This window comes from Plantactinospora sp. ZYX-F-223 (assembly GCF_039649625.1).
In the GTDB taxonomy this organism is placed as follows: domain Bacteria; phylum Actinomycetota; class Actinomycetes; order Mycobacteriales; family Micromonosporaceae; genus Plantactinospora.
In genome coordinates this window covers 111,169-135,445 of the sequence record NZ_JBDJAV010000012.1, presented here as the reverse complement: position 1 = coordinate 135,445, position 24,277 = coordinate 111,169, and the positions used below count along the sequence as shown (strand labels likewise).

The window sequence follows — 24,277 nt, the reverse complement described above, 5'->3', positions numbered from 1 at the left end:
TCAGCCGCCGTGGCAGGTGGCGGGTCCGCCGTCGCCGGGTGTGCCGCAGTGTGTCGCCGTGCTCGCCGGCACGTCCAGGGCGGGGTTGCGGTCGAAGAAGCCGTCCGGCCGCAGCGTGAAGCCGCACCGGTCCACCGGCATCACCGGCCACTCCTCCGGGCGGGGGAAGTGGGTGGTGCCGAAGGTGTGCCACAGCACGATGTCCTCGCCGTCGATCGGCCGGTCGGCCGCGACGTACTCCGGCAGCCCGGCGTGGCCCGGGTGCTGGTTGACCAGGTCACCGGCGGGGTAGCGCTGCTCCGGGTCGTACCGGGTGACCCAGAGCGAGCGGGTGGCGAAGGCGGCCCGGCGAGCCACCGAGGAGTCGGGGGCGGCCAGCAGCACCGTCTGGCCCTCGGGGCGGAGTTGGTAGCCGACCGGCCGGCCGAGCCGACCCAGCCGCTCCGGGTTGGAGATCCGCCAGGTCCGACCGACCGAGGCGTCCGCGTCCCGGGCGCCGTCCGACTCCGACGACAGCCGGGTCGCCACCCGGGTGAAGGCGTTGCCGTACGGGTTCTCCGGGCCGACCGGCAGGGCTCGGACGTCCACCTCGTCGACGGCGTTGCGGGTCCCGTCGACCGTGACGTCGAGCCGGGCGCTGAACAGGTGCTGGTGGTACGGCGCACCGAGCCCCGGCGCCACCTCGGTCGCGTACCCGCTGCCCTGCTGGTACGCCGAGGTGAAGAGCACCCCGGTGGCCTTCACCTCCAGTTGGATGGTGCCGTCGAGGTAGAGGTACCAGTAGAAGCCGTAGTCGTAGTTGCCGACGGTGGCGAAGTAGGAGATGACGAGGCGGCGCTGCCGGCGGGTCTCCGCCGACTCCGTGAACAGGTCGGTGTGCTTCCACAGCACCCCGTGGTCCTCCTCGTGCAGGCAGATCGCGTTGCGCACCTCGCGCGGCTCCCCCGCCCCGTCGGCGAGGATCGCGTCGAAGTAGTAGATCTCGCCGAGGCAGTCGCAGCCCAGCACCAGCGAGTTCACCTGCTGGCCGAGGAGGTATTCCCCGGCGTCGAAGTAGTTCTGCCAGAACCGCACCGGGCTCGGGTCGGCGTACGGGACGACCATCTCGGCGACCGAGGCGCGGTAGAGCACCGGGCGCTCCCGGCCGCCGTCGGTGATGCCGAGCTGGTGCAGCACCAGACCCTCCCGGGGGTCGAAGCCGACCCGGAAACTCCAGTTCTCCCAGCGCACCACGTCACCGTCGACCGAGAAGCTGGGCCCCTCCGGCTGGGTGATCTCGATCGGCTTCAGGCTGGTCCGGGCCGGCCCGACGTACGCCGGGTCGTCGAAGTTGCCCTCCTCGGCCGGTACCGGCAGCAGTTCGTGGTCGATCAGCTCGACGACCCGGCGCTCGATCAGGTCGACGTACGCCACCACGCCGTCGATCGGGTGCGCCCAGCAGTGGTCCTCGGGCCGGTGGGCCAGGAAGGAGAGCACCCGCAGCAGCCGCCGGCCCCGCTCGCCCGGCAGGTCGAAGTCGCCGGCCGAGAGCGGGCAGGGCCGGACCAGGTCGAGTTCGGTGATGCCCCGGCGTTCCATCGCCGCCCGCCAGCCCGGGTCGGCCTTGACGATCTCGTCGACCGCGACGAACTCCTCCAGCATGATCGGCGGCTGTCCGTCCCGGGCCGCGTCGTGCTCGCGTACCGAATCGACGGTGCCGCTGGTCACCGAGGCCAGCACGGTCCGGGCGACGCCGGTGGCGACGTCGAGGAGTACCGCCCGGACCCGGCGGTCCACCGGATCACCCGGCCGGTACGCCAGCACCACGTCCTTGGCCGGCTCCTCCAGGGCCAGCAGGGCGAACCGGGTGGTCGGGCCGAGCAGCCCGTGCCGGTCCAGCAGGGCCCGGGTGGCCCGGATCTCGTCGGCGGTGAGCCGGGCCAGTGGATGTCCGTCGGTGACGCCCGCCCCGGAGCCGGCGGGCCGGTCGTCGCTCAGAAGAGTCATAACGTCCCTCGTCGATTCGCGGACCATTCCGAGCCGACCTAACCCGAATCACTCTCGGTTGTCCATAGCCGACGGCGCGTGAAGTTGCGGCGCCCGCGCATCGCCGCCGCCTGCGAGGGCGACCGCCGCCGGGTGGGGCACAATGCTTCCCGGCACCCAGTTGCCCTGCGCCGGTCCCGGCGACGGGTGAGGGCGGAACCGAGTGGAGAAGGCGGAACAGGACGTGACAACCTCTGCGCAGCCGCGCTCTGTGCACCAGCGGATCGCCGAGGAGCTCGGCGTACACGAGCGGCAGGTACGGGCCGCAGTGGACCTGCTCGACGGCGGGTCGACCGTGCCGTTCATCGCCCGCTACCGCAAGGAGGCCACCGAGTCGCTCGACGACACCCAGCTGCGCACCCTGGAGGAGCGGCTGCGCTACCTGCGGGAGCTGGAGGAGCGCCGGGCCGCGGTGCTGGAGTCGATCCGTGGCCAGGGCAAGCTGGACGAGGCGCTGGAAGCGCAGATCATGGCGGCCGACTCGAAGGCCCGGCTGGAGGACATCTACCTGCCCTACAAGCCGAAGCGGCGGACGAAGGCGCAGATCGCCCGGGAGGCCGGGCTGGAGCCGCTGGCCGACACGCTGCTGGCCGATCCGTCGCAGGACCCGCGCACGGTGGCGACCGGCTTCGTCAACCCGGACGCCGGGGTGGCCGACCCGACCGGCGCGCTGGACGGTGCCCGGGCCATCCTGGTGGAGCGGTTCGCCGAGGACGCCGACCTGATCGGCTCGCTGCGCGAGAAGATGTGGTCGCGGGGCCGGCTGGTCTCCCGGGTACGCGACGGCCAGCAGGAAGCCGGCGCCAAGTTCGCCGACTACTTCGACTTCGCCGAGCCGTACACCAAGCTGCCCTCGCACCGGATCCTGGCGATGTTCCGGGGCGAGAAGGAGGGCATGCTCGACCTGACCATGGACCCGGAGGAGGCGCCCGCGCCGGACGACGCCCCGGTCGGGCCGACCCGCTACGAACAGGAGATCGCCGCTCGGTTCGGCGTCGCGGACCGGGGACGGCCGGCGGACCGCTGGCTGGTCGACACGGTGCGCTGGGCGTGGCGTACCCGGATCCTCATCCACCTCGGCGCCGACCTGCGGATGCGGCTCTGGCAGGCGGCCGAGGACGAGGCGGTCCGGGTCTTCGCCACCAACCTGCGCGACCTGCTGCTCGCCGCGCCGGCCGGTACCCGCCCGACGATGGGGCTGGACCCGGGGCTGCGTACCGGGGTGAAGGTGGCGGTGGTCGACGCGACCGGCAAGGTGGTGGCGACCGACACGATCTATCCGCACGAGCCGCGCCGGCAGTGGGACGCCTCGATCGAGACGCTGGCCAAGCTGGCCCGGGCGCACAAGGTCGAGCTGGTCGCCATCGGCAACGGCACCGCCTCCCGGGAGACCGACAAGCTGGCCGGCGACCTGATCAAGCGGTACGCCGACCTGAACCTGACCAAGGTGGTGGTCTCCGAGGCCGGCGCCTCGGTCTACTCCGCCTCGGAGTACGCCTCCCAGGAGCTGCCCGGCCTCGACGTCTCGCTGCGCGGCGCGGTCTCGATCGCCCGCCGCCTCCAGGACCCGCTGGCCGAGCTGGTCAAGATCGACCCACGCTCGATCGGCGTCGGGCAGTACCAGCACGACCTCTCCGAGGTGAAGCTCTCCCGCTCGCTGGACGCGGTGGTGGAGGACTGTGTGAACGGCGTCGGGGTCGACGTCAACACCGCCTCCGCACCGCTGCTGACCCGGGTCTCCGGGATCGGCGCCGGGCTGGCCGAGAACATCGTGCTGCACCGGGACGCCAACGGCCCGTTCCGGACCCGGCAGGCGCTCAAGCAGGTGCCCCGGCTCGGCCCGAAGGCGTTCGAGCAGTGTGCCGGCTTCCTGCGCATCCCCGGCGGGGACGACCCGCTGGACGCCTCCAGCGTGCACCCCGAGGCGTACCCGGTGGTCCGGCGGATCCTGGCCAGCACCGGCGGCGACCTCTCCGCGCTGATCGGCAAGACCGCCGTGCTGCACAAGCTCAGGCCCGCCGAGTACGTGGACGACACCTTCGGGCTGCCGACCGTGACCGACATCCTGAAGGAGTTGGAGAAGCCGGGCCGGGACCCCCGACCGGCGTTCCGGACCGCGACCTTCGCCGACGGGGTGGAGAAGATCGGCGACCTGTTGCCGGGGATGCTGCTGGAGGGCGTGGTCACCAACGTGGCCGCGTTCGGCGCGTTCGTGGACGTCGGGGTGCACCAGGACGGCCTGGTACACGTCTCGGCGATGTCCCGGACCTTCGTCAAGGACCCGCGGGACGTGGTCAAGTCCGGTGACGTGGTCCGGGTGAAGGTGCTGGACGTGGACGTACCCCGGAAGCGGATCTCGCTCACCCTGCGGCTGGAGGACGAGGCCGAGCCCCGCCCCGCGCGGGACCGGGGTGGCGACCGCACCGGCCAGCCGCGCCAGGGGCGCGGTGGCGGCGGCGGGCGGTCCGGCGGCGGGAACCGGTCCGGCGGCGGCCAGGGCGGCGGGTTCGGCGGCGGTGCGCTGGCCGACGCGCTGCGCCGGGCCGGGCTGGACAAGGGACTGGACGGCAACCGCCCCGGGCGGTAGTTCCGCGACGGACGCCGCGACCGGCCGCCGGCCGGTCGCGGCGCGCCCGGTCAGCCTCGTGGCGGGCGGGGCCGGTCAGTCTCGTGGCGGACGGGCCGGTGGTCAGCCACCGCCGGTACGGTCCGGGACGGAACGGGGTGGGCTGGTCGGGTCGGGTTCGCCCCGGGGAGCCGGCGCGGAACGGGCCCAGCGGAGCCAGGCCGGCCGGGCGGCGGCGACCCGTTCCCACCACAGCCGCTGCACCAGCAGGGTCAGCACGCCGGCCACGACGATCGCGCAGAGGTTGATCAGCAACTGGACGAGCGATCCGAGCGCCTCGTCGAAGACGCCGTAGCCGAGCGCGACCGCGACGTTCGCCGCGGCCGGGACGGTGGTGACCGAGATCAGCACTCCGACCAGCGAGCCGGACCGGTTCGAGGTGACCGAGAGCATCCCGGCCACCCCGGCCAGGAAGCCGACCACCCAGGAGAGCGCGTCGGGCCGCCAGATGAAGTCGGTCATGGGTCGGTCGGCGAGCAGCATCGACCGGTCGATCAGGCCGGCGGCGGTCAGCGTCCAGGTGCTGAGCACGGTCACCGCCATCGCGGTGAGGAAGCCGACGCCGAGCGCCAGCAGCGAGCGCCGGATGACCGGCCCGCGCCAGCGCAACAGCGCCACGCAGAGCGCGGCGAGCGGCCCGAACTCCGGGCCGACCACCATCGCGCCGACGATCAGGATCGGCTGGTCGAGCAGCACCCCGATGCCGGCGATGATCGTGGCCAGGGTGATCAGCAGCAGGTACGTCACCGAGAGCCGGGTCTCCTCGCCGGTCTTCTGGGCGATCTCGTCCCAGACCACCGCGTCGGTGCCCAGTCCCGGTGCCGCCCGGGCGGCCCGGTCGGCGGCGGCCGAGAGGGTGACGTCCACCCCGTCGCCGACCACCCCGCCGGCCCGGTCCACGCCGAGGGTCCGCAACGCCTCCAGTACCTCGTCGGCACCCTCCCGGACGACGTCGCAGAGCACCACGTCCCCGGGCGGGGTGCGGGCGGCGCCGGGCAGCACGATGAGGTGCGCCACGGCGGGGTCGGCGGAGAGCATCTCCTGCACGGCCGCGGACCGGTCGGTCGGCACGATGATCCTCAGGTGCAGCACGCCAGTCACCCTCCCCACTCCGGCCACGGGCCCCTCGTGGGCCGGTCGGCGACGACTCTAGTGCGCCGTGCCGGTCGATCCGGACGCTCGACGGCATATACCCGGCGGCCGTGATACCACAGAGTCATCATGATGCCCCGGTGGTATCACGACGAAATTGACAGTGTCGGTCGGGAAGCGCGGCAGGGCCGGTCGGGAAGCGCGGCAGGGCGCTCTATCCGGCACCGCCGGCCGGCCCGAGGTGCGCCTCGCCGGGACCGGCGCGCAGCCCGGCCGCCGCATCGGCCCGGCGCAGGGCCAGGGTCTCCCGGATCCGGCGCCGGACGGCCGACCGCCGGGCCTGGTCAGCCGTCCCGGACCGGCCGGCCGCGCCGGGTACGACTGAGCTCTCTTTCGACATGCCGGCACGGTAGGAGCCCGGATATGCGGAAGCTGTCAAGAACGTGTGCGCACCGGGTGCGGGCCGCCGTCTGACCGTTTCCGGATCGCGACTTCATCACATCTTCACCGCTGCGGCGCTCTAATCGATGCCGCCCAGGAGCAGGCAGAATGGGGAGCGATGAGCGCGAGGATACTGGTCGCCGAGGACGACCCGAAGCAGGCCAACCTGGTCCGGGTCTACCTCGAACGGGAGGGCCACAGCGTGCTGGTCGTCGGCGACGGCCGGGCCGCCCTGGAGCAGGTCCGGTCCCGCCGCCCCGACCTCGTGGTGCTGGACGTGATGATGCCGGTGGTGGACGGGCTCGACGTGTGCCGGATCCTGCGGGCCGAGTCCAACCTGCCGATCCTGCTGCTGACCGCCCGGACCACCGAGGACGACGTACTGCTCGGGCTGGACATCGGTGCCGACGACTACCTGACCAAGCCGTACAGCCCACGGGAGCTGGCCGCCCGGGTCCGCGCCCTGCTCCGCCGCTCCGGGGTGCTCAGCGCGGGCAACCAGGCGGTGCTCCGGGTCGGTGACCTGGAGGTCGACCCCGGCCGGTTCGAGGTGCGGATCGGCGGGCGGCTGGTCACGCTCACCGCCAAGGAGTTCGGCATCCTCGAGGTGCTGGCCGGCGAGCCGGGCCGGGCGTTCACCCGGGCTCAGATCATCGACCGGGCCTTCGGGTTCGACCACTACGTGCTGGAACGGACCGTCGACGCGCACGTGATGAACCTGCGCCGCAAGATCGAGGTCGACCCGGCCGAGCCGCGCTACGTGCAGACCGTCTTCGGCCGGGGCTACCGGCTGGCGGAGCAGCCCGGCGGGGAGCGGAGCCCGGAGGACGCCGCCGCCGGGGTGGACCCGTCGGCGTGAGCTTCCGATTGCGGGTACTCGGTCTGGTGATGCTCGTCGCGGTCAGCGCGACCGCCGCGACCCTCTGGCTGGTACTCCGGCAGGCGTCCCGGCAGATCGACGAGTCCGGCGCCGCCGCCGCCTCGGTGGACCAGGTCACCACCGCGCTCACCGACTACGGCCGCCGGCACGGCACCTGGGAGGGCGTCCGGGATCTGGTCGTACGCCTTGGCGTGCAGACCGGGCAGCGCATCCACCTGGTCGCCGAGTCCGGCTGGGTACTCGTGGACACCGACCGCGAGAACGATCCGGACCGGCGGGTACGCCCACTCGGCACCGTGGTCGGATACGTCAACCCCCGCCCCACGCTCAACCTCTCCGGCGCGGTCGCCGACCCAGCGGCGATCGCCGCCAAGGAGCTGTACCGGTACCGCACCGGTGTCCGGTTCGCCGCCTGCCTGACCCGCAACGGCGTCGAACCGATCCAGACGCCGGGCCGGTTCGGGGTGCCCGAATACGACCTGGCCTCGGCCGCCTCGACCAACCCGAGGCTGAATCGGAGCTGCCGGGACCAGGCGACCCAGTCCGAGCAGGCAAGCACGGCCGTCCTGGGGGACCTGTCGGCCGCGTGCGCCGTCGACGACCCGAGCGAGCCGACGGACTACTGCCTGGCCGAGGCGTTCAACGCCCGGATCGCGGAGGTGGCGCCCGAGCCGGCCCGGGTCATCCTCGGTGTCGGCGACGAGGGCGATCGCGCCCTGGTGGTCGGCCCGCTGCTCGCCGCCGCGGCCGGGGTGGCGGCGGTGGCGATCGTCGCGACCGCCCTGCTCAGCCACCGGGTGCTGCGCCCGATCGGGATCCTGACCGCGGCCTCCCAGCGACTCGGCCGGGGCGACCTGACCAGCCGGGTGCCGGTGCAGGGGAATGACGAGATCGCCGTACTGGCCCGGTCGTTCAACCGGATGGCGGACTCGTTGCAACGCGGCGAGGAACGCCAGCGCCGGCTGGTGGCCGACGTGGCGCACGAGTTGCGTACCCCGCTGGCCAACCTGCGCGGCTATCTGGAGGCGCTCTCCGACGGGGTGATCGACCCCGATCCGGAGTTGTTCGCCTCGCTGCACGAGGAGGCGGTGCTACAGCAGCGGATCGTCGACGACCTCCAGGATCTCGCCCTGGCCGAGGCGGGCAGCCTGGCGTACCACCGGACAACGGTCGACCTGGCCGAGCTGCTGGAGACGTGTCGTACCGCCCACCGGGCCGGTGCCGACGCGGCCGGGGTGACCCTGGAGGTCGGCGCCGAGCCGGTCACCGTGCACGCCGACCCGGACCGGCTGCGCCAGGTGGTCGGCAACCTGATCACCAACGCGCTGCGGGCCACCGCCCAGGGCGGTCGGGTGACGCTCACGCTCCGCCGGGAGGGCGACTCCGCGGTGGTCCAGGTCGCCGACACCGGTTCGGGGATCGCCCCGGACGCGCTGCCGTACGTCTTCGACCGGTTCTGGCGGGCCGACTCGGCGCGCGGCCGGCAGACCGGGGGCAGCGGGCTGGGCCTCTCCATCGTCCGGCAGATCGTCACCGACCACGGCGGCGTCATCCGGGTCGCCAGCCAACCGCAGGTCGGCACCACGTTCACCATCACCCTGCCGGTCCGGCCGGCCTGACGGCGCACCTCCCGGCCCGGGCGACGGGCAGCCGCCGCTACCGGCGGATGCCGGCCCAGTCGTGGTGCCGGCGGACGGTGGAGAGGATGAAGTCGACGACCCGGCGCGAGGTGTCGGTGACCTGGTAGTCCGCCGGGCAGGGCACCCCGGCCGCCGCGACCTGGTCGACGGTGACCTCGACCGCCTCCAGCACGCCGGCCGGGTCCAGACCGGTCATCACGATGCCGCCCGCGTCCAGCGCCTCCGGCCGTTCGATCGACTCCCGCAGGGTCACCGCCGGGAAGCCGAGGATCGCCGCCTCCTCGCTGATCGTCCCGCTGTCCGACAGCGTGCAGCGGGCCTGCGACTGGAGGCGTACGTAGTCGAAGAGCCCGAACGGCTCGTGGAACGCGATACCGTCCAGTGTGGACGCGTCGGCGGCCAGCGCCTCCAGCCGTTTGCGGGTACGCGGGTGCGTGGAGACCAGCACCGGCAGCCGCCAGGTGTCCCGGACGGCCCGCAGGCAGTCGAGCAGCCGACCCAGCCGCGCCGGGTCGTCGACGTTCTCCTCGCGGTGCGCGCTGACCACGAAATAGCCGCGCGGTTCCAGTTCGAGCTGGCGCAGGATCGTCGAGGCGGCCACGTCCGGCCGGTAGTGGTCCAGCACCTCGCGCATCGGCGAGCCGGTGTGCAGGATGCGGCGCGGGTGCAGCCCCTCGGCCAGCAGGTTGCGCCGGGCGTGTTCGGTGTAGACCAGGTTGAAGTCGGCGACGTGGTCGACCAGCCGCCGGTTGGTCTCCTCCGGCACGTTCAGGTCGAAGCACCGGTTGCCGGCCTCCATGTGGTAGACCGGCACCCGCATCCGCCGGGCCATCAGCGCGGCGATGCAGCTGTTGGTGTCGCCGAGCACCAGCAGCGCGTCCGGGCGCAGCTCGGTGATGGCCTGCTCGATGCCGGTCAGCACCCCGCCGAGTACCCGGCCAAGCGAGGTGGTGTCGACCCGGAGGAACCGGTCCGGCTCGCGCAGCCGCAGCTCGGTGAAGAAGACCTCGGAGAGGTTCCGGTCCCAGTTCTGCCCGGTGTGCACCAGCAGGTGCTCGACCGTACGGTCCAGCCGGTCCAGCACCCGGGAGAGCCGGATGATCTCCGGTCGGGTCCCCACCACCGTCATCACCCGGGTCATCGCGGCGTCACCCCTGTCTCTCGATCGGGCCGCCACCGCCGGAGGAACCGGCGGGCGGTCGCCCGCCCGAGGCCGCCCGCCGGCGGTACGACGCTCTTGGTCAGCAGGTCCTCCACCTGGTCGGCGCCGACCCGCAACGACATCCGCTCCCGGTAGACCTCGCGGGCCCGCCGGCCGAGCGCGGTCCGGGTCGCCGCCGGCAGTGCCGCCGCCTCGGCGAACCGGACGGCCAGCGCGGTCGGGTCCTCGGGCCGGCAGACCAGGCCCACCCCGGTCGACTCCACCAGCCGGGCCGCGTCACCGGCCGCCGAGACGACCACCGGGGCGCCGCAGGCGAGTGCCGCCTGGAGTTTGGAGGGCACGGTGCCGCGCAGCCCGGGCAGGTCCCGCAGGCAGACGAGCTGGTAGTCGGCCGCCGCGTAGAGGTCGGCCATCTCCGCCGGCCGGCGCCGGCCGAGGAAGCGTACGTTGTCGGCGCCCAGCTCGGTGGCGAGCCGGCGGGCGCGCTCCTCCTCGGTACCCGAGCCGACCAGGACCAGGTCGACCCGGTCCCGGGCCGCGTACGCCGCCCGGATCGCGGTCTCGACCCGCTGGAACGGCCCCATGTTGCCGGCGAACATGACGGTGCAGCGGCCCCGGTGGCCGAGCGCGGCCCGCGCCGACGCGGTCGCCGGCGCCGGGCGGAACAGCCGCTCGTCGGTCCAGTTCAGCACCACCCGGACCTTGCCCGGGTCGGCGCCCCGCGCCACCACCAGCTCGGCCATGGACGGCGAGATGACCGCGATCGCGGTGGCGGACCGGTAGAGCCGGCGCATCGTCGCCGACAGGAGGCCCTCGATCATCCGGCCGGCGCCGCCACCGGGACCCATCGCGGACGCGGTGACCGACTCCGGCCACATGTCCTGGACGTGCAGCACGATCGGGATCCGCCGGACCAGCCGGACCAGCGCCGCCGCGGTGAACGCGGTCGCGGGCGGATGGTAGACGTACAGCGCGTCGGCGCCGGTCAGATAGCCCGGGGCGGCCAGCGCGCTGGTCGTGGCGAAGCTGACGAAGTTGGCGGTCCGGCCGAGCGTGGACGAGTCATGGCTCGGATAGACCGGCACCCGGCGTACGGTGACGGCGTCGCTGCCTTCGTCGGTGCCGCCGCCCGGCCCGGGCCACCGCTGCCGGTAGCCGGGATAGATCCGCCCCTCCGGATAGTTCGGATAGCCGGTGAGCACCCGCACCCGGTGCCCACGGGCGCCGAGTTCCCGGGCGAGTTCGCCGGGGACGAAGACCGGCTCGGGCGGATACCACTGGGTGACGAAGCCGATCCTCACCCGACCACCACCGGCGCCGTCACGGCAGGTTCCGCCACCGGCTCCGGATAGGTGTCGGGCCGCGCGGGGTCGAAGAGTTCGTTCGCCCAGAAGAGGGTGAGCAGCTCGCCGTCGCCGGTGTTGGTGATGTTGTGCGCCCACATCGTCGGCATGTCGACCACCACCGGCTCGTCACCGCCGACCCGGAACCGCAGCACCTCGCGGTACCCGACCCGGCGCAGCGCGATCTCGGCGGTGCCGCGCAGCACCGCGAACCGCTCCACCTTGGCCAGGTGGAAGTGTTCGCCCCGGGTGACCCCCGGCCCGCTGGTCGAGGCGAACGTCTGCCCGGCCCCGCCGTGCGCCTTGACCACCTCGACCAGCGCGCCGCGCCGGTCGGCGTGCCGGACCAGCGGCCGGGGATGGTCGGCCGGGAAGCGGTGCGACCGGTAGGTGTTGAACAGGCGTATGTCGTGGCGGTCGGCCAGTGGCGGTATCTCCCCGGTGCGGTAGGTCCGGGCGAGCCCGGCCAGCCGGTCGGCCAGGGCACGCACCCCGATCCGCAACGCCGGCATGCCCGCGTCCCAGGGCACGGTCGGGGCGGCGGTCCCGGCCGGCTGCGCGGCGGGGTCGGTGGGCGGCAGGCCGAGCAACCGGGCGGCGGCGTCCAGCGCGTGCACCAGGGTCAGTTCGCGGTCGTCGCGCACCTGGGGCGGGTCGCCGTCGGCCAACTGGCGGCAGAAGGTGGCGACCACCGAGTTGTAGTGCGGACGGCCGTGTTCGCCGTACAGGTTCGGCAGCGGGACGTCGTCGAAGGCACACCGGCCGTGCACCGCGCCGGCCAGGGTGGCGGCGGCGGCCCGCTTGGAGTCACCGTACGGGGTGCCGTTGCCGGCCTGCACGGAGTTGGCGAAGACCACCGTCTCCGGCGGGATCGGGCACTGCCGGAGTCCCCGGGCCAGCGCGGCGGCGAGTTCGACATTGCCGGCCGCCACGTCGGCCGGGTCACCGCGGTTGACGCCGGCCAGGTGCAGCACCCGGTCGGCCCCGCCGACCGCGGCCGCGACGCTGACCGGATCGGCCAGGTCGACCCGGGTCAGCACGACCGGGTCGGGCCAGCCGAGGGCGCGGACCAGCACCCGTACGTGCCAGCCGAGGAATCCGCCGGCACCGGTCAGTACCAGCCTCACGGCGCCATCGCCAGGTCTCGGGCGGCCAGCTCGGCCCGGATCTCCGGCAGGCTCCGCAGCAGTTCCACGATCTCGGGTACGCCGAGCCGGGGCGCGTTGGCCGAGTTGAAGTCCTCGCCGCCGGGGCAGGTCGGGTCGCCCTCGGAGACGTAGAGCGCGTAGTTGAGGTCGCGGGCGTCGAGTGGTACCCGGAAGAACTCGCCGAAGTCCTCGGCCTGGGCGATCTCCTCCCCGCTGGCCAGCGTCTCGTGCAGCTTCTCGCCGTGCCGGACCCCGATCAGGTCGAGTTTGGCCGGTACGTCGAAGAGCTGGCAGAGCGCGGTGGCCAGGTCGCCGATGGTGCAGGCACTGGCCCTGCGGACGAAGATGTCCCCGGTCCGGGCGTGCATGAAGGCGTGCTCGACGAGCTGCACCGACTCGGCCAGCGACATCAGGAACCGGGTCATCGCCGGGTTGGTCACCGTCGGCGCCCGGCCGGCCTTGATCTGCTCGACGAAGAGCGGGATGACCGAGCCGCGGGAGTACATCACGTTGCCGTAGCGCACGCAGGAGACCGTGGTCCGGCTGCCCGGGTGGTGCCGGGCGTGCGACTGGACGACCTTCTCCATCAGGGCCTTGCTCATCCCCATCGCGTTGACCGGATAGACCGCCTTGTCGGTGCTGAGCACCACCACCGAGGACACGCCGTTACGCTCGGCCGCCTCGACGACGTTGGCGCTGCCCAGCACGTTGGTGCGGACCGCCTCCAGTGGGAAGAACTCGCAGGACGGCACCTGTTTGAGGGCGGCGGCGTGGAAGACGAAGTCGACGCCCCGGCTCGCCCGCAGCATGCTGTCGTAGTCCCGGACGTCCCCGACGTGGTAGCGGACCCGGTCGTCGCCGAGCCGGTGCCGCATCAGATCCTGTTTGGCCTCGTCCCGGCTGAGTACCCGTACCTCACCGACGTCCTGGTCGAGCAGCCGGCGCACCATCGTCTGGCCGAAGGAACCGGTGCCGCCGGTGATCAGGACCCGGCGGCCAGCAGGCAGAGATGTCACTGGTGCTCCGTTCGCGCATGCGGGTCGGCCGGTCCGGCACCTCGTCGAGGTCTGCGGCTCGACCGTGCCCTTCCCCCGGTCCGGACCGTTGGTGTCTGGTGTGCCACCTCCGTCAACGACGGGAGTGGCGACAAGTCACGCGTACCGGACAATAGTTATCTGGTGCAGTTATTATTGAATTTTTATTCATATATGGCTTGATACTTACTTCTGTCCTTTCAGTCTGATAGAACACTTGCGGTCAGCTTGCTGTTCCGGCTCTGGAGGCCCCCACCTGTGGATCTTTCTGAACGCCCGCCGTCGCCGGAGCCGGGCAGCCCGCCGGACACGTCCCGCTCACCCGACCCCGTGCTGCTCTCCCCGCCGGACGTCGGGCCACTGGAGGAGTCGTACCTGATCCGGGCGCTCCGGTCCGGCTGGGTCGCGCCGCTCGGGCCCGAGGTCGACGCCTTCGAGCGCGAGGTCGCCGACCGGTCCGGCACCGCGCACGCGGTGGCGTTGAGTTCGGGTACGGCCGCACTGCACCTCGGCCTGCTCGGCCTGGGTGCCGGACCCGGCCGGACGGTGGTGGTGCCCACCCTGACCTTCGTGGCCACGACGAACGCGGTCGTCTACACCGGCGCGGAGCCGGTCTTCGTCGACTGCGACCCGGCGACCGGGAACGTCGACGTGCCGCTGCTGGCAGCGCTCCTCGACGAGCTGCGCGCCGCCGGGCGCGACGTCGCGGCGGTGATCCCGGTCGACATGTTCGGCGCCTGCGTCGACTACACCCGGCTGACCCCGGTCTGCGCGGCCGCCGGGGTGCCGGTGCTGGAGGACGCGGCCGAGGCGCTCGGCGCCAGCCACGCCGGACGGCCGGCCGGTGCCTTCGGCCGGGCCGGCGTCTTCTCGTTCAACGGCAACAAGATCATTACCACCTCCGGCGGCGGCATGCTGGTCACCGACGACGGCGCCCTCGCCGACCGGTGCCGCTACCTGGCCACCCAGGCCCGGCAACCGGTGCCGCACTACGAGCACACCGAGATCGGCTACAACTACCGGCTCAGCAACCTGCTGGCCGCCGTCGGCCGGGCCCAGCTACGCAGGCTGGACCGGATGCTGGCTCGCCGCCGCGAGCTGCGGGAACGCTACGCCAAACTCTTCGCGACCGCGCCCGGGGTACGGCTGCTCGCCGAGGGCGACACCGGCGCCAACTGCTGGCTGACCATCGTCGTCGTCGACCCGGTCACGGCCGGCTGGCGGGCCGGCGAACTGGCCGCACACCTGCACGCGGCGCGGATCGAGACCCGTCCGGTGTGGAAGCCGATGCACCTGCAACCGGCGTTCGCCGGGACGGCGGGGGCGATCACCGGCGCCGCGGAGCGGCTCTTCACCGACGGCCTGACCCTGCCCAGCGGCTCCGGCCTGACCGAAGCGCAGGTCAACCGGGTGCTGGACGCCATCGCGAGCTTCCTGGAGGCCCGAGCGTGACTACCCGCCACCGGCGGTACGACCGACGCAAGCGCGTCCTCGACATGCTGGTCGCGGCCGTGCTGCTCGTGTTGCTCTCCCCCGTCCTGCTCGGCTGCGCCGCCGCGGTGGCGCTGGCACTGGGCCGCCCGGTGCTGTTCCGGCAGAACCGGCCCGGCCGGGACGGCCGGCTCTTCGAGCTGCGCAAGTTCCGCACCATGCGACCGGTCTCCCCCGGCCGGACCAGCGACGCGGACCGGCTGACCCGGCTCGGCCGCTGGCTGCGGGCGACCAGCCTGGACGAGCTGCCGACGCTGTGGAACGTGCTGCGCGGCGACATGAGCCTGGTCGGGCCGCGCCCGCTGCTGGTGGGCTACCTCGACCTGTACACCCCGGAACAGGCCCGCCGGCACGAGGTGCGGCCCGGCATCACCGGCCTGGCCCAGGTACGCGGCCGCAACGCGCTGAGCTGGGAGGAGAAGTTCCGCTACGACGTCGAGTACGTCGACGGCCGGTGCCTCGCGCTCGACCTGCGGATCCTGCTGGAGACCGTGCTCCAGGTGCTGCGCCGGCAGGGGATCAGCGCACCGGGCAGCGCGACCATGCCGGAGTTCACCGGCAGCCGACCCGTCGGTGCCGAGCCGGGGCCGGGCCGGGGCGCGGACTCGTGACCACCGATCTGGTAGTCGTCGGCCTCGGCGGGCACGGCCGGGAGGTGCTCGGCATCGTCCGGGCGATCATCGCCACCGGCCGGGCCCCCGGTTGGCGGGTGATCGGCTTCGTGGACGACCACCCCGCCGAGCCGAGCCTCAAGCTGGTCCACCGGCTCGACGTGCCGTACCTCGGCCCGGTCGAGGAGCTGCGGCAGGCGTCACCGGGCACCGCCGTGGTGCTCGGCATCGGCGATCCCCGGATCCGGCGCACCGTCGCGGACCGGATCGACGGGTACGGCCTGCCGGCCCCCGCACTGGTGCACCCGGACGCGACCGTCGGCCCGGACACCGTGGCCGGGGACGGGCTGGTGGTCTTCGCCGGAGCCCGGGTCACCACCAACGTACGGCTGGGCCGGCACGTGCACCTCAACCAGAACTGCACCGTCGGCCACGACACCGTGCTGGCCGACCACGTGTCGGTGAACCCGCTGGCCGCGATCTCCGGCAACTGCGTACTCGAGGCCGGGGTGCTGGTCGGGACGACCGCGGCCGTACTCCAGGGGTTGCGGGTGGGCCGGGACGCCACCGTGGGCGCGGGCGCCTGCGTGGTCCGGGACGTGCCGGCCGGCACGGTGGTCAAGGGGGTGCCGGCGCGGTGACCGCGACGAAGGGCAGCGGTATCCCGAGCCCGCGGGTCAGTGCCGACGGCCCGGTTCCACCGGTCGACCCCGGCGACGTCGTGCTGGACGCGGCCGGCGGGGACCGGGGCGGCGCCGCCCGGTGGCGGGGCGAGCTGGACGCGTACCTGTCCGGGGTGCCGGGGCGGCCCCGGGTGATCGGCCGGGGGCAGCAGCTCAGCCCCGGCTGGCTGCTGAGCCGGGAGCGGCTGGTCCGCCGCGCCCGGCTGGTGGTCGCGCCGAACAACGTCTCGTTCGGCTACGCCGGCGACGAGCGCCGGGTGCTGCTGCGCAACGCCCTGCACTTCCTCTACCCCGACGAGGAGCACCTACTCGGCCGGCTGCCCCGCTCCTTCCGGGCCCAGATCCCGGTCATCCGCCTCCTGCTGCACCGGGCCGACCTCGTCGTCGTACCGTGCGGCGCGATGGCCGAGCGGGTCGTCCGGCACGTCCGGGCAGTACGCGACCGGATCGTGGTGCGACCGCATCCGGTGACCCCGGTCGAGGGGTGGGCCCCGGACCACCGGACCTTCCTGCTCGTCCCGGTGGTCGCCGCCGGCTACAAGAACCTGGTCCCGCAACTGCGGATGCTGCTCGACGCGTTGGGTCGCGACGGGCTCGGCCCGGCCGGGCGGGGCGGCGGTCCGGAGGCCGGCGGCATCGAGGTCCTGGTCACCGCCCGCCCCGGTGACCTGCCGCCGGACGTGACGGCCCATCCGACGCTCCGGGCGATCGGCGTGGTCCCGCACGACCGGCTCCTCGGGTACTGGCGTCGGGCCACCGCCATCTTCTATCCGTCCTCGCTGGAGTCGTTCGGCTATCCCCTGGCCGAGGCCCGGGCCAGCGGAATCCCGATCATCGCGCCGGACACCGCGCAGGCCCGGGAGGTCGCCGGCCGGGCACTGCTGCCGTACCAGCCGGACGATCCGGAGAGCTTGGCGGCGGCGCTGAGCCGGATCCGGGAGCCGGTGTCCGCCGACCCCGCTCCGTTCGACCGGGCCGACTACTTCGGCTGGCTGCTCGGTTCCGACGTCTGCGCCGGGAGCGGCCGATGAGGGACGGCGCCGGACTGGACCTCTCGCACCCCGGACAGCGCCGCGCGTCCACCCCGGCTTCCGCCCGCGGCCACGACGGACCGCGAAGGGAGGTCGGCAAGGGTGCGCTGGTCGTGCTGGGCACCTCCGGACATGCCCGCGAGATACTCGCCATCGCCGAGGCGGCCGGCGGCTACGAGCTGCTGGGCTGTCTCGGTCCGCGCCGCGCGGCGGAGCTGGCCCGGCTGCCGGTCGACTGGCTCGGCCCGGACGACTGGCTGCGGGACGCCGACGACACCGTCCGGTACGTGCTCGGCGTCGGCTCGGGCGCCGTGCGGACCCGGCTCGACGGGCAACTCGGCCCGTACCGGCCGACCCCGGCCCGGCTGGTGCACCCGGCGGCGGTGGTCGGCCCGGCCGTGGGACTCGGCCCGGGCACCGTGCTCTGGCCCGGGGCCGTGCTCACCGCCGACGTCGTGACCGGCCGGCACGTGCACGTGGGCACGAACGTCAGCGTCGGGCACGACGCCGTCCTCGACGACTTCGCCACGCTGCTGCCCGGCTGCACCGTCGCCGGCTCCACCCGGATCGGGCCGGGCGCGACGGTCGGCGCCGGCGCGACGGTGATCGACGGGATCTCGGTGGGCGCCGGGGCGATGGTCGGCGCCGGTGCGGCGGTGGTCCGGGACGTGCCGGTCGGCGCCGTGGTGGTCGGGGTGCCGGCCCGGCCGATCGAGCGGCGAGACCACTGAGTTTCCGACAGATCACCGAGGAACCGCAGGCCGGTCGCGCCCCGGCCCGTCGCGGACCGCAACTCCGAGAGGGCAGACGATGCCGAAGGTCGCGCTGATCACCGGGATCACCGGGCAGGACGGGAGCTATCTCGCCGAACTCCTGCTCGGCAAGGGCTATGTCGTACACGGGCTGAAACGCCGGTCGTCGAGCTTCAACACCGAGCGGATCGAACGGATCGACCTGCACCCCCGGGATCCGGACGCGCACCTGTTCCTGCACTACGGCGACCTCTCCGACGCGGCGGCGCTGACCGGGCTGCTTCGGGACATCCGGCCGGACGAGGTCTACAACCTCGGTGCGCAGAGCCACGTCCGGGTCTCCTTCGAGATCCCCAACTACACCGCCGACATCACCGGGCTGGGCGCGATCCGGATGCTGGACGCGATCCGGACCGCCAAGCTGGACTGCCGGTACTACCAGGCGTCCTCGTCGGAGATGTTCGGTGCCACCCCGCCGCCGCAGCGGGAGACCACCCCGTTCCACCCGCGCAGCCCGTACGCCTGCGCCAAGGTCTTCGGCTACTGGGCGGCGGTGAACTACCGGGAGGCCTGGGGCATGTACGCCGCCAACGGCATCCTGTTCAACCACGAGAGTCCCCGGCGCGGCGAGAACTTCGTGACCCGCAAGATCACTCGGGCGATCGCCCGGATCGAGGCGGGCATGCAGGACAAGCTCTACCTCGGCAACCTCGACGCGGTACGGGACTGGGGCTACGCCCCCGAGTACGTCGAGGCGATGTGGCTCGCGCTCCAGCAGGACCAACCCGACGACTACGTGGTGGCCACCGGCACCGGACACACCGTACGGGAGTTCCTCACCACCGCCTTCTGCTACGCCGGCCTCGACTGGGAGAAGTACGTGGCGATCGACCCGGCGTACTACCGGCCGTCCGAGGTGGACGCGCTGATCGGTGATGCCACGAAGGCCCGCCGGAAGCTCGGCTGGGCGCCGAAGACACTCTTCGCCGACCTGGTCCGGATCATGGTCGACGCCGACCGGCAACTGCTGGAGGACGAGCGCACGGGCCGGCTGGTCCGAGTGGACCGGTAACCGGGCCTGCCGGAAGGGACGACCAGGTGGACATCAAGATCGACGGCAGTGCGATCCTGCCCGGACACTCGGCCGGAGTGGAGGCCTTCACCTACGGCCTGCTCCGTGGACTCGCCGCCGACGAGGCGCACCGGATCGAGGTGACCATCGTCCGGGGTACCCGGCAGAGCTGGCGACGCGAGGTGCCCGACGACGCGCGGGTGCGCTGGACCGAGGTCCGGCAGCCGCTCCGGCCCGACGCCCCGCTCGGCGGCGGGCTGCGCCGGATGCTGCCCCGGCAACTCCGGTCCGCACCGCTGGCGCACCGGATGGTCACCCGGCTGCGTAACCGGGCCAACCCGGTGGCCGCCGACGACGACCGGGTCACCCTCTATCCGTTCGGTGGCGTGCCGGCCCGGGCCCGCCGCTCGGTGGTGGTGGTGCACGACATGCGCCGGTTCCACCTGCGCTACGACTCCGCGCCGATCACCGACATCTTCGCCCGGAACATCGCCGAGGCGGACGCCCTGGTCGCCTCCTGGCCACACCCGTACCAGCAGCTCCTGCGCACCTTTCCGGAGGTCGCGGCGAAGACGGCGCTGATCCCGCTGCCTGTCTTCCACGCCCGCCCGGCCGGGGCGGCCTCGGAACCCGATCCCGGTCTGCTGCTCTATCCCTCCTCGACCGCGCCGCACAAGAACCACCTCAACCTGCTGGAGGCGCTCACCCGGCTGCCGGAACTCCGGCTCGTCTGCCCCGGGCCGCTGGTGGAGCCGCAGGCCGGGCAGCTCACCGCCCGCGCGTCGGCGGCCGAGTTGCGTACCCGGGTCGTCTTCCCCGGCTTCGTGCCGGTGCCGGCGCTGGAGCAGCTCTACGCCCGGGCCACCGCCGTGGTCGTACCGTCGCTGTGGGAGGCGGCCAGCGGCGCCATCTTCGAGGCGTTCAGCTGGGGCCTGCCGGTGGCCTGTGCCGACGTGGAGCCGCTGCGCGCCCAGGTCGAGTTCGCCGGTGCCGAGGTGTGCTACTTCGATCCGCACGACCCGGACTCCATCGCCGCGGCCGTCCGCCGGCTGCTCGCCGACCGCGCCCGGTACGCGGCGGCCTCGCGGCGCGCGGCCGACCGGCTGGCGACGCGTACCTGGACCGAGACCGCCCGGGACTACGCCGCGGTACTCGACTGGGTGGCCGGCGGCCGCTCCGGTCCGGTCCCCCAGTCGTCGTTCCTGAACCCAGACGCCGTTGGAGGCAGCCCGTCATGAACCCCGCACTGCGCTATCCGGTCGCCCGGCCGTCCCTGACCGAACTGGAGGAGGCGTACGTGCTGGACGCGCTGCGCAGCGGTTGGGTCTCCTCGCAGGGGCCGTACCTGCGCCGCTTCGAGGCGGAGTTCGCGGCCCGCTGCGGCACCCCGACGGCGGTGGCGACCGGCAACGGCACGGTCGCCCTGCACCTGGTGCTCGCCGCCGCCGGGATCGGCCCGGGCGACGAGGTGATCGTTCCGGCCCTGACCTACGTGGCCACCGCCAACGCGGTCACCTACTGCGGCGCCCGGCCGGTCTTCGTGGACGTCGACCCGGCGACCTGGTGCCTCGACGTCGACCGGGTCGACGCCGCGATCACCGCACGGACCAAGGCGGTGCTCGCGGTCGACCTGTACGGGCATCCGGCCGACTACCCCCGGCTCCGGGAGGTCTGCGCCGCGCACGGCATCCTGCTGGTCGGCGACGCCGCCGAGTCCTTCGGCGCCCGGCTCAGCGGTACCGGCGCCGGTGCGCTGGCCGACGTCACCACCTTCTCGTTCTTCGGCAACAAGATCCTCACCAGTGGCGAGGGCGGCTGCGTCACCACCTTCGACCCGGCACTGGCCGAGCGGATGCGACTGCTGCGCAACCAGGGGATGGACCCGCAACGGCGCTACTACTTCCCGATGGTCGGCTTCAACTACCGGCTCACCAACCTGGCCGCCGCCCTGCTCTGTGCCCAACTGGAGCGCGGTACGGCGATGGTGCAGCGCCGGCAGCAGATCGTGGCGACGTACGAGAAGGCGTTCGCGGATCTCGACGCGCTGACGCCGCAGCCGGTGGCGGTCGGTGTCGAGCGTGCCCCGTGGATGGCGTCCTTCCTGGTCGGCCCGGCCGGCGACGGTCAACTCCGGGACCGGCTGGCGGCGGAACTGGACCGGCTCGGTGTCGAGACCCGACCGTTCTTCGTGCCGATCCCGGACCTGCCGCCGTACCGGTCGGACCGGGACGGCGGTTTCCCGGTCACCGCCGACCTGAGCCGGCGGGGCATCAACCTGCCGACCTATGCCGACCTCACCGACCCGGAGGTGCTGGACATCGCCGACCGGGTGCGTACCGCGCTGGCCCGGCTGTCGACCGCCGGACCGGCCTGACCACCGCCGGTCGCGGATCAGACCGGTTCCAGTACGGGTTCCGCCCGGTGCCGGACCCGCAGCAACGACCGGTAGCTCCACCACCAGCCGACGGCGGCGCAACAGGCCATCCCGGCCATCGCCCAGGCCGCGCCGGCCGCGCCGAACAGGTGCCCGGCCCCGACGATCGCGCCGACCCGGATCGGGGCGAGGGCCGCCCCGAGGACCAGGGTCCGGCCGCCGGCCCGCTCGATCCGGTGTCCGGCGGAGGCGACCATGGCGGCCACCATGAAGACGCTCTCGACGGCGAGCGCGGGCAGCAACGGACGGGCGAACTCCCAGTTCGCACCGAGCAGCGCCCGGCCGACGAGATCAGGTAGGGCGGGTAGGGCCAGCGTGAGCGGCCCGACCAGCACGACGATGCCGGCGGTGACCCGGGCCGCCGAGCGGAGCCGGATGCGTGGCCCGGCCTCCCTGGTCCGGGCGAGGTACGGAATCAGCAGCGCGGAGCTGGCGCCGATCAGCAGGGTGACCGGGCCGAGCGCGGTCTTCGCCCCGCCGATCGCGCCGACCACGGCCGTTCCGGCCACCGCGGCCAGGGTGGCGGTGGCGAGTTGCGCGGTCCCCGAGCCGACCAGGAAGTGCAGGCCGAACGCGAACGCGTTCCGGGTCTCGGCACGCCCGACCGGCCAGCCGGGCAGCAGCGCGCAGCGCCGCCGGACCGCTCCGAGGTAGCCGACCGACGCCCCCGAGCCGGCCCACACCACGAAGGCGGTCGAGGCGCTGATCCGGCCGGTCAGGGCCAGCCCGGCGCCGGCCCCGCTGGCCAACGTCCAGAGCAGTTCGTAGCGGAGGATCCGGCGGGGGTCGGCCACGCCGAGGCCGTACGCCTTGACGTAGTCGTAGAGCACCAGGCCGGGCAGCGCCAGGCCGACGACGACCAGGTAGCGGTTCCCGGCCAGTGCTCCGGCTGTGCCGGCCAGCACCCCGGCCGCGCCGCCGAGCAGGCAGATCCGCCGGGTGGACCGGCGGAACGGCTCCGGGTCGCGCCGGTCCGGCTCGGCCAGCACCGACTCGGTGACCATCGCCCGGGCCAGGCCGGAGACCAGGACGTACAGCGAGAACGCCAACGAGTACCGACCCAGTTCGCTGAGGGATCCGCCCCGGGCCACGGTTACGGAGAGCAGCAGGTTGCCGAAGCTGGACGTGGCGGTGACGACCACGGCGGTCGGGGCACGCCGACCGGAGAGGATCCGGCGGCCCGACACCCGCAGCGTCGCCCGCCAGCCGGGTCGGACGCTCACCTGTGCGCTCGACCGGCCCGGGGCACCGGCAGCCGGCCGGCCGGACCTGACGGCACCAGTCGGCCCGGTGGGCTACGCCGGGTCAGCAGCAGCACCAGCAAGACCGGCGCGGCCGCCATGGTGTTCTGGGTCGCCGCGATCGTCGACTCCGGGTGGCCGTTCAACCAGACCAGCGGTCCGGCCACCACGAAACAGAACAGGCTCAACCGCAGCGGTCCGGGCGCCCCGCGCACTCGGAGCAGCAACCCGGCGACCAGCGCCCAGCCGCCGTAGAAGACGACCACTCCGGCCCGGCCGTCGACGAAGTAGACGGTCCCCAGGGTGAGGAAGTTGAACGAGGACTTGTCGCTACCGCCGAGGAACCGGTTGATCGCCGACCCGGTGGCCAGCGGTGCCCGGCCCGGATCGAGGATCCGGGGCACGAAGCCGTACCGGAGATAGGCGGTAGGGCCGGGTTGCCCGACGTCCACCGGTACGTCGTACCCGCTGGCCCGGCCGATCTGCTGGTCGAACCGGAGCCGGTCCGCGGCGCTCACGTCGCTGGCGACCTTGACGCCGTTCTCCTGCCGGATCGCGTTGCGTAGCGCGAACACCGTCGGCCAGGCCAGGAAGAGCAGCACGGCGACCACCAGCACGTACCGGGCCCGGATCACCCCGCAGATCGCGCCGGCCGCCGCTACGAAGGTGAGGTAGCCGACGAGCGAGGCGGCGATGGCGGTCAGGAACACGAGCGCGACCTGCACGCCCACCAGCCCGGCGGTCCACCGGTAGAGGCTGCCCAGCCGCGCGTGGCCACCGTGGAAGCTGGCGATCAGGAGCGCGAAGGCGAGGTACTTCCAGCCGGAGACCAGGGCCACCACGTTCACCAGCGGCGACGCCACCTGGGCCCCGGCGACCTGGGTGAAGATGCTTCCCCGGCCGGCGTACCCGCCGAGGAGCTCCGCGGCGATGCTCACCACGGCCACCGCGCGGGCGACGAGGAAGAGATTCGGGTATCCGGAGTTGGCCTCGGCGAAGGTCTGCCGGGCCGGGATGCCGGCGGTCCGACCTCGCCCCGGCCTGCCCAGCGGCAGCAGCACCGTCTCGACCAGCAGCGAGGCGGCCAGGGCCAGGGCCAGCAGCCGGAGCACGAACCCGAGGTCCGGGTTGCGGTGCAGGATGGCCATCGGCAGGACCAGGACCAGGTACGGCACCAGCAGCAGCGTGCTGACCGGATAGCGCTGGAGCAGCCGGACCAGCGGGGCGTACCGGTCGCCCCTGCGCGGAGAGGTGACGAGCTCCATCGATCCCCTCCCGGTCCCGGCATGGCCACTGGGGTCGACGCCCCGGTGGCCACCAGGGTCAACGAGGCCGTCGCACAACCGTCACGCGCGCTCGCGCCTCCAGTACGTCTCCGCCGCGGTACCCGGCTCGTCGCCCTGGTGCGGACTCGGTGCCGGCGGGCTCGGCGCTCGACCTGGCCGGGGCAGCACGGCAGAAGCCGTCGAAGGCACGAAAAACGTGAAAGTGGCCCCTAAGGCCCCAGCAAGGGGCTAAGTGTGGTTTACCCGCCGGGAATTCCCCCGCTGAGCTGCCCGAATACCGCTCGC

20 protein-coding genes are annotated in these 24,277 nt (G+C 73.2%); 11 read left to right on the top strand and 9 right to left on the bottom strand.

Annotated features, from left to right (window positions below):
- Positions 1-1,986, bottom strand: a complete 1,986-nt coding sequence (locus AAH979_RS14620; RefSeq protein WP_346258630.1) for a primary-amine oxidase — start codon at positions 1,984-1,986, stop codon at positions 1-3.
- Between the two features lie 223 nt (positions 1,987-2,209).
- On the opposite strand from AAH979_RS14620, the gene AAH979_RS14615 reads away from it, so the two are divergent.
- Positions 2,210-4,612, top strand: coding sequence for a Tex family protein (locus AAH979_RS14615; protein ID WP_346258629.1), 2,403 nt, complete (start codon positions 2,210-2,212; stop codon positions 4,610-4,612).
- 102 nt (positions 4,613-4,714) lie between these two features.
- Here the strand turns inward: AAH979_RS14615 and AAH979_RS14610 are convergent, their stop codons facing one another.
- The gene (locus AAH979_RS14610) at positions 4,715-5,743 is read right to left on the bottom strand and encodes a DUF389 domain-containing protein (protein ID WP_346258628.1); all 1,029 of its coding nucleotides are present in this window, start codon (positions 5,741-5,743) and stop codon (positions 4,715-4,717) included.
- Between the two features lie 214 nt (positions 5,744-5,957).
- Positions 5,958-6,143 carry a hypothetical protein gene (locus AAH979_RS14605; RefSeq protein WP_346258627.1) on the bottom strand — a complete coding sequence of 62 codons (186 nt, stop codon included), beginning with the start codon at positions 6,141-6,143 and terminating at the stop codon, positions 5,958-5,960.
- Between the two features lie 159 nt (positions 6,144-6,302).
- Here AAH979_RS14605 and AAH979_RS14600 point away from each other — a divergent pair, with 159 nt between their 5' ends.
- Positions 6,303-7,043 (top strand): response regulator transcription factor, encoded by a 741-nt coding sequence (locus AAH979_RS14600; protein ID WP_346258626.1) that lies wholly within the window; start codon positions 6,303-6,305, stop codon positions 7,041-7,043.
- On the top strand, positions 7,040-8,683 hold the full coding sequence (locus AAH979_RS14595; RefSeq protein WP_346258625.1) for an ATP-binding protein: 1,644 nt from the start codon (positions 7,040-7,042) through the stop codon (positions 8,681-8,683). Before AAH979_RS14600 ends, AAH979_RS14595 begins: the two co-directional genes overlap by 4 nt.
- A 37-nt stretch (positions 8,684-8,720) precedes the next feature.
- Here AAH979_RS14595 and wecB read toward each other — a convergent pair whose 3' ends face one another.
- The 4 genes from wecB to AAH979_RS14575 are packed head-to-tail and all read right to left on the bottom strand — an operon-like array spanning position 8,721 to position 13,373.
- On the bottom strand, positions 8,721-9,845 hold the full coding sequence (gene wecB, locus AAH979_RS14590) for a UDP-N-acetylglucosamine 2-epimerase (non-hydrolyzing) (protein WP_346258624.1): 1,125 nt from the start codon (positions 9,843-9,845) through the stop codon (positions 8,721-8,723).
- Complete coding sequence (locus AAH979_RS14585; protein WP_346258623.1) at positions 9,842-11,167, bottom strand: glycosyltransferase family 4 protein; 1,326 nt, start codon at positions 11,165-11,167, stop codon at positions 9,842-9,844. Before AAH979_RS14585 ends, wecB begins: the two co-directional genes overlap by 4 nt.
- Positions 11,164-12,336, bottom strand: a complete 1,173-nt coding sequence (locus tag AAH979_RS14580; protein WP_346258622.1) for an NAD-dependent epimerase/dehydratase family protein — start codon at positions 12,334-12,336, stop codon at positions 11,164-11,166. Before AAH979_RS14580 ends, AAH979_RS14585 begins: the two co-directional genes overlap by 4 nt.
- A complete protein-coding gene (locus AAH979_RS14575; protein ID WP_346258621.1) occupies positions 12,333-13,373 on the bottom strand; it encodes a polysaccharide biosynthesis protein in 1,041 nt (346 codons plus the stop codon). Before AAH979_RS14575 ends, AAH979_RS14580 begins: the two co-directional genes overlap by 4 nt.
- A gap of 348 nt (positions 13,374-13,721) precedes the next feature.
- Here AAH979_RS14575 and AAH979_RS14570 point away from each other — a divergent pair, with 348 nt between their 5' ends.
- From AAH979_RS14570 to AAH979_RS14535, 8 genes are all read left to right on the top strand, one after another.
- Entirely contained in the window at positions 13,722-14,843 is a 1,122-nt protein-coding gene (locus AAH979_RS14570) for an aminotransferase class I/II-fold pyridoxal phosphate-dependent enzyme (RefSeq protein WP_346258684.1), read from the top strand.
- Positions 14,840-15,493, top strand: coding sequence for a sugar transferase (locus AAH979_RS14565; protein WP_346258620.1), 654 nt, complete (start codon positions 14,840-14,842; stop codon positions 15,491-15,493). Before AAH979_RS14570 ends, AAH979_RS14565 begins: the two co-directional genes overlap by 4 nt.
- The gene (locus AAH979_RS14560; RefSeq protein ID WP_346258619.1) at positions 15,490-16,134 is read left to right on the top strand and encodes an acetyltransferase; all 645 of its coding nucleotides are present in this window, start codon (positions 15,490-15,492) and stop codon (positions 16,132-16,134) included. Before AAH979_RS14565 ends, AAH979_RS14560 begins: the two co-directional genes overlap by 4 nt.
- Positions 16,131-17,207 carry a glycosyltransferase gene (locus AAH979_RS14555; RefSeq protein WP_346258618.1) on the top strand — a complete coding sequence of 359 codons (1,077 nt, stop codon included), beginning with the start codon at positions 16,131-16,133 and terminating at the stop codon, positions 17,205-17,207. Before AAH979_RS14560 ends, AAH979_RS14555 begins: the two co-directional genes overlap by 4 nt.
- Complete coding sequence (locus AAH979_RS14550; protein ID WP_346258617.1) at positions 17,204-17,938, top strand: NeuD/PglB/VioB family sugar acetyltransferase; 735 nt, start codon at positions 17,204-17,206, stop codon at positions 17,936-17,938. The genes AAH979_RS14555 and AAH979_RS14550 overlap by 4 nt, the downstream gene beginning before the upstream one ends.
- A 79-nt stretch (positions 17,939-18,017) precedes the next feature.
- Positions 18,018-19,031, top strand: coding sequence for a GDP-mannose 4,6-dehydratase (gene gmd, locus AAH979_RS14545; protein ID WP_346258616.1), 1,014 nt, complete (start codon positions 18,018-18,020; stop codon positions 19,029-19,031).
- 26 nt (positions 19,032-19,057) lie between these two features.
- Complete coding sequence (locus AAH979_RS14540; protein WP_346258615.1) at positions 19,058-20,269, top strand: glycosyltransferase; 1,212 nt, start codon at positions 19,058-19,060, stop codon at positions 20,267-20,269.
- On the top strand, positions 20,266-21,405 hold the full coding sequence (locus AAH979_RS14535; protein ID WP_346258614.1) for a DegT/DnrJ/EryC1/StrS family aminotransferase: 1,140 nt from the start codon (positions 20,266-20,268) through the stop codon (positions 21,403-21,405). The genes AAH979_RS14540 and AAH979_RS14535 overlap by 4 nt, the downstream gene beginning before the upstream one ends.
- A gap of 17 nt (positions 21,406-21,422) precedes the next feature.
- On the opposite strand, the gene AAH979_RS14530 is transcribed toward AAH979_RS14535, so the two are convergent.
- A complete protein-coding gene (locus AAH979_RS14530; protein ID WP_346258613.1) occupies positions 21,423-22,688 on the bottom strand; it encodes a hypothetical protein in 1,266 nt (421 codons plus the stop codon).
- Positions 22,685-23,971 (bottom strand): hypothetical protein, encoded by a 1,287-nt coding sequence (locus tag AAH979_RS14525; RefSeq protein WP_346258612.1) that lies wholly within the window; start codon positions 23,969-23,971, stop codon positions 22,685-22,687. Before AAH979_RS14525 ends, AAH979_RS14530 begins: the two co-directional genes overlap by 4 nt.
- Positions 23,972-24,277: the final 306 nt, after the last annotated feature.

Bases quoted from the DNA above. Each gene is read 5' to 3' on its own strand.
- AAH979_RS14620 (WP_346258630.1), bottom strand. From the start codon at position 1,986: ATGACTCTTCTGAGCGACGACCGGCCCGCCGGCTCCGGGGCGGGCGTC.
- AAH979_RS14605 (WP_346258627.1), bottom strand. From the start codon at position 6,143: ATGTCGAAAGAGAGCTCAGTCGTACCCGGCGCGGCCGGCCGGTCCGGG.
- AAH979_RS14600 (WP_346258626.1), top strand. From the start codon at position 6,303: ATGAGCGCGAGGATACTGGTCGCCGAGGACGACCCGAAGCAGGCCAAC.
- wecB (WP_346258624.1), bottom strand. From the start codon at position 9,845: ATGACCCGGGTGATGACGGTGGTGGGGACCCGACCGGAGATCATCCGG.
- AAH979_RS14550 (WP_346258617.1), top strand. From the start codon at position 17,204: ATGAGGGACGGCGCCGGACTGGACCTCTCGCACCCCGGACAGCGCCGC.
- gmd (WP_346258616.1), top strand. From the start codon at position 18,018: ATGCCGAAGGTCGCGCTGATCACCGGGATCACCGGGCAGGACGGGAGC.
- AAH979_RS14535 (WP_346258614.1), top strand. From the start codon at position 20,266: ATGAACCCCGCACTGCGCTATCCGGTCGCCCGGCCGTCCCTGACCGAA.
- AAH979_RS14525 (WP_346258612.1), bottom strand. From the start codon at position 23,971: ATGGAGCTCGTCACCTCTCCGCGCAGGGGCGACCGGTACGCCCCGCTG.